The 9,764-nt window shown below is 55.1% G+C and carries 10 protein-coding genes and 1 pseudogene; 7 read left to right on the forward strand and 4 right to left on the reverse strand.

The window, feature by feature from the left end:
• Positions 1-354 (reverse strand): cyclic nucleotide-binding domain-containing protein (locus tag B3Z49_RS03645; RefSeq protein WP_296988301.1); only part of this gene is annotated, 354 nt, incomplete at its 3' end.
• A 454-nt stretch (positions 355-808) separates the two neighbouring features.
• Between B3Z49_RS03645 and B3Z49_RS03650 the strand changes: the two genes are divergently transcribed.
• The 7 genes from B3Z49_RS03650 to aroQ all read left to right on the forward strand — a co-directional run bounded on the left by B3Z49_RS03650 (position 809) and on the right by aroQ (position 7,659).
• A complete protein-coding gene (locus tag B3Z49_RS03650; protein WP_296988302.1) occupies positions 809-1,834 on the forward strand; it encodes a DctP family TRAP transporter solute-binding subunit in 1,026 nt (341 codons plus the stop codon).
• Between the two features lie 107 nt (positions 1,835-1,941).
• Entirely contained in the window at positions 1,942-2,424 is a 483-nt protein-coding gene (locus tag B3Z49_RS03655) for a TRAP transporter small permease (protein WP_008889074.1), read from the forward strand.
• Positions 2,421-3,689, forward strand: coding sequence for a TRAP transporter large permease (locus tag B3Z49_RS03660; RefSeq protein WP_064788160.1), 1,269 nt, complete (start codon positions 2,421-2,423; stop codon positions 3,687-3,689). The genes B3Z49_RS03655 and B3Z49_RS03660 overlap by 4 nt, the downstream gene beginning before the upstream one ends.
• Positions 3,690-3,700: 11 nt before the next feature.
• Positions 3,701-4,549 carry a shikimate dehydrogenase family protein gene (locus B3Z49_RS03665; protein WP_008889076.1) on the forward strand — a complete coding sequence of 283 codons (849 nt, stop codon included), beginning with the start codon at positions 3,701-3,703 and terminating at the stop codon, positions 4,547-4,549.
• 12 nt (positions 4,550-4,561) lie between these two features.
• Positions 4,562-5,215 carry a GntR family transcriptional regulator gene (locus B3Z49_RS03670; protein ID WP_063085768.1) on the forward strand — a complete coding sequence of 218 codons (654 nt, stop codon included), beginning with the start codon at positions 4,562-4,564 and terminating at the stop codon, positions 5,213-5,215.
• 81 nt (positions 5,216-5,296) lie between these two features.
• Positions 5,297-7,174 carry a bifunctional sugar phosphate isomerase/epimerase/4-hydroxyphenylpyruvate dioxygenase family protein gene (locus tag B3Z49_RS03675; protein ID WP_296988305.1) on the forward strand — a complete coding sequence of 626 codons (1,878 nt, stop codon included), beginning with the start codon at positions 5,297-5,299 and terminating at the stop codon, positions 7,172-7,174.
• A gap of 38 nt (positions 7,175-7,212) precedes the next feature.
• On the forward strand, positions 7,213-7,659 hold the full coding sequence (gene aroQ / locus B3Z49_RS03680; protein ID WP_296988306.1) for a type II 3-dehydroquinate dehydratase: 447 nt from the start codon (positions 7,213-7,215) through the stop codon (positions 7,657-7,659).
• 143 nt (positions 7,660-7,802) lie between these two features.
• Here aroQ and recR read toward each other — a convergent pair whose 3' ends face one another.
• The 3 genes and pseudogenes from recR to B3Z49_RS03695 all read right to left on the reverse strand — a co-directional run.
• Positions 7,803-8,396: a recombination mediator RecR gene (recR, locus tag B3Z49_RS03685; RefSeq protein WP_296988308.1), complete on the reverse strand. Its 594-nt coding sequence runs from the start codon at positions 8,394-8,396 to the stop codon at positions 7,803-7,805.
• 126 nt (positions 8,397-8,522) lie between these two features.
• Positions 8,523-8,846, reverse strand: coding sequence for a YbaB/EbfC family nucleoid-associated protein (locus B3Z49_RS03690; RefSeq protein ID WP_008889081.1), 324 nt, complete (start codon positions 8,844-8,846; stop codon positions 8,523-8,525).
• Positions 8,843-9,764 (reverse strand): annotated as a pseudogene (locus tag B3Z49_RS03695) (DNA polymerase III subunit gamma/tau); the annotation flags it as partial. The pseudogene B3Z49_RS03695 and the gene B3Z49_RS03690, both read right to left, overlap by 4 nt.

The raw sequence follows: 9,764 nt of genomic DNA on the forward strand, positions 1-9,764 counted from the left end.
GAAAAGTGTCCGGGTCGGGCCAACTGCGCGTGCGGTTGCGGTGCGGGGTTCGCCATCCAGCAATGCGATCTCGCCAAATACCGCACCGGGGGCCAGAACGTTAAGCACGATTTCCTTGCCGGTTTCCGAAACCGATGAAATGCGAACCTTGCCGGCCTCAACCGCATAAAGCCCGTCTGCTGGTGCACCCTTTTCAAACAGCAACTGACCATCGTCGAACCGGCGTACAGTCGCCTGGTTTGACAGTTGCTCCAACAGTTCGGGGTCCAGATCCTCAAACAGGAAGCTGCCTGCCAGAATGCGCGAAGCAATCTTCGCAAGTTGCGGTGATTTTGGGCCGGTTACACTGTTCACGGGGTTCACTTTGAAAATGGTTTCGTTTCAGCGGGCGAATCGCAGAATTCGAATGCCAAAGTAGCACAAATATCCTGCTTTACAGCAAGCTGTTTTGCAATTGGCATCTGGCCATTGCATCTGTTGCCAAGTCACTGGAATGCTTGTGAAGCGGCAAGGTTTTTTGATGTCACTGGTTTGAAATTCAGACAGCCCTCCCCCAAGCTTATAGATGTTAAAGCATCGCTTTTTGGCAGGAATTTGACAGGGAGATAGCGACAAGCCGCAGAGCATGGCAACGATCCGAGCGGGTCCAAAGGCCTTATTTTACGCGGCTTACAGGTAAAATATAGAATATTTGACAAAATCTCCTATGTTTTTTAAATTATCCTAATTCCGAACAGGGACCGCCCAAGAACAAGAGTGTCAAAAGCAACCAGGGTCCGCGGATGTCGTTTTATATCGGGAGGAAGAAATGAAGATGATTTCCAAAGGTGCCTTGTTTGGCGCCGCTTCAATGGTCGCCGCGTCATTTGGTTTTAACGCGCAGGCAGCCGATGTGACCCTGAACTTTGCCCATGTTGACCCGGCAGAGTGGACCACCTCGAAAAAAGGTGCAGCGTCACAGGTCTTTAAAAACATTGTCGAAGCAGAATCGGCTGGCCGTATTGAGGTCGCTCTGTTCCCGGCCGGTGCGCTGGGCGGTGAAACCGATCTGCTGCAGAACACCCAGGACGGTACGCTTGCCATGTCGATGGTATCGGGACCGTTCTCCAAGGTCTGCCCTGAGGCAGCCGTTCTTGATATCCCTTATGTTTTCCCGAATGCCAACGTTGCCTGGAACGTTCTGGATGGTGATTTCGGTAAGGAACTTGCCGCGCACTGCCTGGAAAAAACCGGTCTGCGTACGCTGGCCTATGGTGAAACCGGTTTCCGTAACTTTACCAACTCCCAGCGCGCAATTTCCGAGCCGAAAGACATGGAAGGCTTGAAGATTCGCGTCATGACCGTTCCGCTGTTCGTGGAAATGGTCAAGGCACTTGGTGGCGAACCAACCCCGATTCCATGGCCGGAAGTCCCGACCGCACTGACCACCGGCACGGTGGACGGTCAGGAAAACCCGATCAGCGTGATCTATGCCAACAAGTTCTATGAAATGCAGAAATACCTGACGCTTGACCGTCACGTATATGGCACCGACTTCATCGTGATCAACGAAGCAATCTATCAGAACCTTTCCGAGGCTGATCAGGCACTTCTGCGTCGCGCCGCCGGTGTTGCATCGAACGTTGGCCGTGCGGTTCAGCAGTTCAACTCTGCCGAAGGCGTTGCCAAACTGGCAGAGGAAGGCATGGAAGTAACCACGCCGACCGCCGAACAGCTCAAGATGTTCCGTGATGCCGCTCAGCCGGCAGTTATCGAATGGCTTTCGGGCGAGATCGATGCTGCATGGATCGAAAAACTGCAAACTGCCGTTTCCGAAGCTGAAGCTTCAATATAATCGGTGTTTGGCGGGTCGGGTGCTCCTCCTTGCACCTGACCTGCCCTTTTTTCCCGCCACCGTGCTTATAAAAGCATAATAATTTTCAGAGCGATCCGGGGGAACCCATGCAACGCACCGAGAATGCTTACAAGCGTTTGCTCGCCGGACTTTCGGGATTAAGTATCCTAATTGTTTTTGGTGTCGTTTTTGCCGGCAGTGTCAGCCGATATCTGTTTTCTTCCCCGCTGCAATGGAGCGAAGAAATCGCGAAATACGCGATGATCTATGGCTGCATGTTCGGTGTGGCCTATGCCTATCTGCAGGGTACCCAGATCACTTTCAGCATTGTTGTTGATACCATTCCCGCACGCATCCGCCGCAAGCTTGCAATCATTGTTGATGCCGCGACGCTGGTGCTGGGTGGTATTCTTGCCTATGCAGGCTATGTGTTTGCCGCCAAGCGCGGCGGTATTGTTGCCTCTGGCATTGGCATTCAGATGTATTGGGCGCAAATCGCCATCACCGTTGGTGGTGTTTGTCTGGTGATTGCCGCCATTTTGCGCCTTGCATCTTGTCTGAATAAGAATTCCACCGGGGGTGAAGCATGATTACCGGCGTCACCCTTCTGGCACTGCTTGCGATCGGTGCGCCGGTTGCCTTTGCAATCGCGCTTGGCATTGTCGCCTATATCAGTACCGGCACGTTTGGCATTGATCTTCTGCCGCAGCGTATCTTTGCCGGGATGGACAGCTTTACCATTCTTGCCATTCCGCTGTTTGTTCTGGCCGGCGAGTTGATGAATGCCAGTGGCATCACATCGCGTGTGATCAATCTGGCCAATGCGCTTGTCGGGCACGCCAAGGCCGGTCTGGCCCAGGTCAATATCTGGTCCTCGGTGATCTTTGCCGGTCTTTCGGGCTCTGCGGTTGCCGATACATCCGCGATTGGTCGTATCTTTATTCCGTCGATGGAAAAGGAAGGCTATCCGCGTGATTTTGCTGCCGCCCTGACGGCCGCATCATCGGTCATCGGCCCGATCATTCCGCCCAGCATTCCGGTGATTATCTATGCGCTGATTACCACCAATGTGTCGGTTCCGGCCTTGTTCCTTGCCGGGATTGTGCCGGGTGTTTTGTTGGCGATTGCGCTGTCGGTTTATGTGCGTTTCTTTGTCAAAAACCATGCCAAGCCGCGCGAACGCATGAATATGGGCGAGAAGCTCAAGGCGATCTGGAACGGCCTTATTCCGCTGTTCATGCCGGTCTTTGTCATCGGCTCGATCCTGGCCGGCATCGTTACTCCGACCGAGGCGGCGAGCTTTGCGGTGTTCTATGCGCTGGTTGTTGGCCTGTTCGTATTCCGGGAACTGAAACCGGGTGATCTGCCGGCAATTTTCGCAGGTGCCATGCGTGATTCATCAAGCATCCTGATCATCATGGCAACGGTGGCGGCGGCAAACTGGTTCATGACCTTTGCCGGTATTCCGCAAACCGTCAGCAAGTTCGTTCTGGGCTATGTCGACAGCCCGGTCACCTTCCTGATCCTGATCAACCTGATGCTTTTGGCGGTTGGTCTGGTGCTTGAAGGCATTGCTGCGATGCTGGTGCTGGTGCCGATCCTGCATCCGATCGCGATCAGCCTTGGCATTGATCCGACCCATTTCGGGATCATCGTGATCTTTAACCTGATGATCGGTCTGATTACGCCGCCGATGGGACTGTGTCTGTTTGTTGCGGATGCAATTGCGGGCGTCGGTATGGCCCGAATGATCCGCGCGATCATGCCGTTCTTTATCGTTGAACTGGCGGTGTTGCTGATCATCACCTTTGTACCGGGCATCGTTACGTTCTTGCCCGATCTGTTTGGATTTTAGGATACCTGTCCATGTTGAAACTCGGTCTTATTGGTAAAGGCATTTCGCGGAGCCAGTCGGCACGACTGCACGTATTGCTGGGCCGTATGTGCGGTATGGATGTCACGTACGACTATCTCGACAGCGATGTGATCAAGGATTTCGATCTGATCAAGCAGCTGACCACCTGTGCGGAAACCGGCTATGCCGGGGTCAATGTGACCCATCCGTACAAAACAAGTGCGCGCAAACTGATCACCCCGCGCAAACGCCTGCCCGAAGCCCTGGGCTCGGTAAACACCGTTGTCTTCCGCGAAGATGGCTGGCGCGGGGATAACACCGACTTTGTCGGCTTCATGCGCGGCTATCAAAAACAGTTCGGCGACGCCAAGCCGGGAACCGTTTTGCAGATGGGGGCGGGCGGTGTCGGCCTTGCCACGGCGTTTGGCCTGCGCGGGCTTGGTGCGGACAAGATCCTGATCCATGACAAGGACGCCGCGCGCGGTGAAGAACTGGTGGCAACCCTTGTTGCGGCCAATGCCAATGCGGCCTTTGTCGGTGAAGATGACCTTTCTGACGCGGTGCGAGCGTCCGATGGTTTGATCAACTGCACGCCGGTTGGCATGAACCAGTATCCCGGCTGCCCGTTTGATACCGATCTGTTCGGTGGACAGAAATGGGCATTTGATGCGGTCTATACGCCGGTTCAAACCGCCTTCCTGCGCGCTGCGGCCAAATCGGGGATCGACGTCATGACCGGCTTTGAACTCTTCTTCTTTCAGGGTATTGAAGCATTTGAAGTTTTCAGCGGGGCAGAGATTGATGCCGACGCTGCAAGGGACGAATACTTCAATGCCTATCCCGAGGCATTGACAGGCTAGGGGACCAAGACCATGAGCAGCAGTACCGTTGCCGAGACAGTCTATAACGAAATTCGCGATGACATTTTGTATGGCGAATTGCAGCCGGGCGTGAAGCTTAAGCTCGAGGCGCTGCGCGAACGTTATAGCGTCGGGGTCAACACGCTGCGTGAAGTGCTTAATCGTCTGGTGGCGTCGGGCTTTGTGTTTGTCGAAGGCCAGAAGGGCTTCCGTGTTGTTGAAACATCGCCGTCGAACTTCATGGAACTGACGGCGATGCGTCTGTTGCTTGAACGCGATGGTCTGGCGGCCTCGATCAAGCATGGCGACGTTGAATGGGAAGCCCGGGTTGCGGCCGCCCATCACAAGCTTTCCACTGTTGAAAAGCAGATGCTTGATCGTGACAGCCGTGAACTGACCGTACGCTGGAGCCAGTATGACCGCGAATTTCATCAGGCGCTGATTTCGGCCTGTGGGTCGAACCTGCATATGCGCCTGCACCACGAGATTTTCGATCAGTTCCGCCGCTATGTGGTGATCGAACTCAAAACCCATGGTTTCCGTGCCCAGGAAATCATCGATGAGCATCGCGAAATCTGTGAGCTGTCGCTTGCACGGGATCTGGATGGCGCGATTGCCAAACTGACCGACCATATCGAAACCTATCGGCGCCGTTCACAGCATTGATCTGCGCGCGGGGCAAGCCCCGCGATTGCAGTATCCTTCTGTGAATGTGCCGGTGCCCCACATGCATCCCGGAGGGATAAAATGCTGACCTCAATTGCCACAGTTTCACTGTCAGGCGATCTTCAGGAAAAACTCGATGCCATTGCCGCTGCCGGCTTTGACGGGGTCGAGATTTTTGAAAATGACCTTCTGTCCTTTGACGGATCGCCAGAAGATGTTGGCAAAACGATCCGTGATCTGGGTCTGAAACTGGTCACCTTCCAGCCGTTCCGCGATTTCGAAGGCATGCCCGAACCCCAGCGCACCCGCGCGTTCGAGCGGGCCGAGCGCAAGTTTGACCTGATGGAAGAACTGGGCACTGACCTTTTGATGGTCTGTTCGAACGTCTCCCCGCAGTCTCTTGGCGGGCTTGATCGCGCCGCCAAGGATTTGGCAGAGCTTGGTGATCGTGCCGCCAAACGTGGCCTGCGTGTCGCGTTCGAGGCGCTTTCATGGGGCAAGCATATCAGCGACTATCGCGATAGCTGGGAAGTGGTGCGGCGTGCCAATCACCCGAATGTTGGTCTTGTGCTTGATACCTTCCACATCATGGCGCGCAAGGTGCCGCTTGATGCGATTTCATCGATCCCGGGCGACAAGATTTTCCTCGTGCAGGTTGCCGATGCACCGATCCTTGAAATGGATGCGCTGTCATGGAGCCGCCATTTCCGCTGCTTCCCGGGGCAGGGGGACTTCCCGCTCGGTGAATTCATGCGCAATCTTGCCATGACCGGCTATGATGGACCGCTGTCGCTTGAAATTTTCAACGATCAGTTCCGCTCGAGCTCGACCAAGAACGTGGCCAAGGATGGTTTGCGTTCCCTGATTTATCTCGGCGACGGCATCGAAGGCGTTCAGGTCGGCGAAAAGGGAACCGCCCTGCCGCCCAAGGCGCATGCCAAGGAAGTCGGCTTTGTCGAGTTCGCGGTCGAGGAAGAAAACGCCGAAAAGCTTGCGACACTTTTCGCTGCCCTTGGCTTTGAAAAACGCGGCAGTCACAAAACCAAGGCAGTGACCTGGTGGAAACAGGGTGACATCAACCTTGTGATCAATTGCGACAAGGATGGCTTTGCGCATTCCTATAACATCGTGCATGGCCCATCGGTCTGTGCAGTCGGGCTTAAGGTTGATGATGCCAAGGCAACGATGGACCGCGCGCAATCATTGCTGGCAGCACCCTTCAGTCAGGCGGTCGGCGAAGGCGAGATTGAAATGCCGGCCATCCGGGGTGTTGGCGGCAGCCTTGTTTATTTCCTTGATGATCACAGCGAGCTTTCGCGTATCTGGGATGTCGAGTTCGAACCCGAAAAGGGCGCGGATGCAGACGCCGGAAAGGCAAAACTTCGCAAGGTCGATCATGTTTCATACTCGATGCAGTATGAGGAAATGCTGACCTGGCTTCTGTATTTCACCTCGATCTTTGATCTCGGCAAAATGCCGACCCTTGATATTCCGGATCCGGGCGGGCTTGTGCAAAGTCAGGTGGTGCAAAGTGATGCGGTGCGTCTGATCCTCAATGGTTCGCAAAGCCCGCATACCCAGCATTCCCAGTTCCTCAACGAGTTCTTTGGCAGCGGTGTGCAGCATCTGGCATTTGCCAGCGACGATATCTTTGCCTCGGCGGATTACTGCATGGCACATGGCGTTGAAATCCTGCCGATCCCGGAAAACTACTATGACGATATCGAAGCACGTTTCGGGCTGGAGCCGGAACTGCTTGATCGTTTGCGCGCACGTAATATTCTCTATGATCGTGACGATGAAGGTGAATATTATCAGGCCTATACGCGTACCTTCGCCAACCGTTTCTTCTTTGAATTGGTCGAGCGTCGCGCGTATCGTGGCTTCGGGGCGGCCAATGCGCCGATCCGGCTTGCGTCACAGACGCGCATGAACCGTCGTAACGATGCGGCGAAATAACCACAGGGCACCAAGCGCATAAAGGCGGGAACAAGGAAATGAGCGTGCAGGAAATTCTAGTCATCAACGGACCGAACCTGAACCTTTTGGGGCAGCGCCAGCCAGAGATTTATGGTTATGACACGCTGGCCTCGATCGAGGAAAAATGCAGTGCCCTTGCCAAGGAGCTTGGCGTTTCGGTGCGGTTTGGCCAGTCCAACCATGAAGGTGCGATCATCGACATGATCCACGAGGCCCGCACCAAATCAGCCGCCCTGATCATCAATGCCGGTGCCTATACCCATACCTCGGTTGCGATCCATGACGCGCTCAAGACCTTTGAGGGCTATATCATCGAGCTGCATATTTCCAACCCGCATGCGCGTGAGGAATTCCGCCATACCAGCTGGATCAGCCCGGTCGCCCATGCGGTGATGGCGGGTGCCGGTGCCTATGGCTATGAACTGGCAACCCGCCTTGCTGCGGAAAAGATCAAGTCCGCCTGAAAAAGGCTCTGAATTATTCAATCCTGTTGTGGTGGAATACTGTAATTCGGCCTACAGACGGTTTGAATAATTACGACACAGAGATTTTGAAGATAATCAAGGGCAGCTCATGGCTGCCCTTTTTCTGTCCGAATGATCGCGGTTTAGACCGAGCTTCTTGACCGCAAAGCGGCCGCCAGTGTGCCATCATCAAGATAATCAAGCTCACCGCCCACCGGCACGCCATGGGCAAGGCGGGTGACCTTGACCCCGGTTTCGATCAGCCGTTCGGTGATATAGTGTGCGGTCGTCTGGCCATCGACCGTGGCATTGGTGGCAAGGATGACCTCGGACACGCTATTTTCGCGCACGCGATTGACCAACTGATCGATTTTAAGGTCATCCGGGCCAACACCATCAAGCGGCGACAGCGTGCCGCCCAGCACATGATACTTGCCCTTGAACGATGCCCCGCGTTCAAGCGCCCAAAGATCCTGAACTTCCTCGACCACACAGATGATGTCCGTACCGCGGTTTTGATCGGAACAGATATGGCAGGGATCGGTGACATCGATATTGCCGCAATTCGAACAGGTCGTCATGACCTCGGCCGTGGCATGGAGTGCGTCGGCCAGCGGGATCATCAATGTTTCAGGCTTTTTGAGCATCTGCAAAACCGCACGCCGTGCCGAACGCGGCCCAAGGCCGGGCAGGCGTGAAAGCAGTTTGATCAGATTTTCAATTTCCCGTCCGGTCATCATGACCCCGTGCTGGTAAAGTTTGATCGTTACATATTGCTTGTATCAAAAACAAAGGGCGGCGCAATGCCACCCTTTGCCGCGTACTAATGAAAGTACGAAATTTATCGTGTGTCCGATGAAAGATCAGAACGGCAGTTTGAAGCCTTCCGGCAGGTTCATGCCGCCGGTGACGTCTTTCATCTTTTCCTGAACGGCGGCCTCGACCTTGACCTTGGCGTCGTTATAAGCCGCCACAATCAGGTCTTCGAGGACTTCGGTGTCGTTCGGGTCAACGATGCTTTTATCAAGCGAAAGGCCGCGCATTTCGCCTTTGCCGTTCAGCATCACCTTGACCATGCCCGCACCGGACTGGCCTTCGATTTCAAGTTCAACCAGTCCTTCCTGCATTTCCTGCATTTTGGACTGCATCTGCTGGGCCTGTTTCAGCATCCCTGCAAGGTTCTTCATAGCTCGTCGTCTCCTTCGAGATAAAATGCGTCGTCATATACGGAACCGCTTTCGTCCTCTTCGCCCTCGGCATTTTCCTGGCCTGGTGGCAGATGGACGGCAACGATTTTGGCTTTTGGTAATCCATCCAGAATGGCCCTGACCAGCGGATCTTGCGAGGCATCTGCCTTGCGCTGTTCAAGGGCTTCAAGTTCCTGTTCCTTAAGGGTCGGTGCCCCTTCTTCGCGCTCCGACACACTGACCAGCCAGCGATGACCGGTCAGGCCATTCAGCGCCTTGATCAGCTTGGTCGAAAGGTCCGACCCCGCCCCGCGTGCCGGGCGAAATTCAATGCGACCCGGCTCATACTTCACCAGATGCATATAGTTTTTGACCTGCATCGAAAGGCCGGTGGTTTCCCGGTCCTTGCCAAGCAGTTCGGCAACTTCTTCGAACGTTTCGGGCATCTTGGCATAGACTGGCTGTTCGACCTGTTCGGGTTCGCCCAGCGGGTCGGGTCGGCGCTGTGCCACGGCGGCTGCACCGCCGCCACCATTGACCACCTGCATGCGCGGTCCCGGACCGCCACTGCCGCCGCCATTGCCGCCACCTTGGGGCGCGCTGCCGCCAGCATTGTTCATGTCCTGACGCAGCTTTTTGATCAGATCACCGGGCGGTGGCATTTCCGCGGCATAGGCCAGACGGATCAGGATCATTTCAGCGGCCTGAATGGGGGATGGCGCAATGCGCGTTTCTTCAAGGCCCTTAAGCAGCATCTGCCAGGCGCGGGTCAATTGCGGCATGGCAAGCTTGGCGGCAATTTCCTTGCCGCGTTCGCGTTCAATCTGCGACACGCCGGGATCATTGGCAGCATCAGGCGACAGCTTGACACGTGTCAGCCAATGAGTCAGATCGAGCATATCCTGCAACATCACCGGC

Origin of the sequence: Thalassospira sp. UBA1131, assembly GCF_002311515.1 — a bacterium.
Lineage (GTDB): Bacteria > Pseudomonadota > Alphaproteobacteria > Rhodospirillales > Thalassospiraceae > Thalassospira.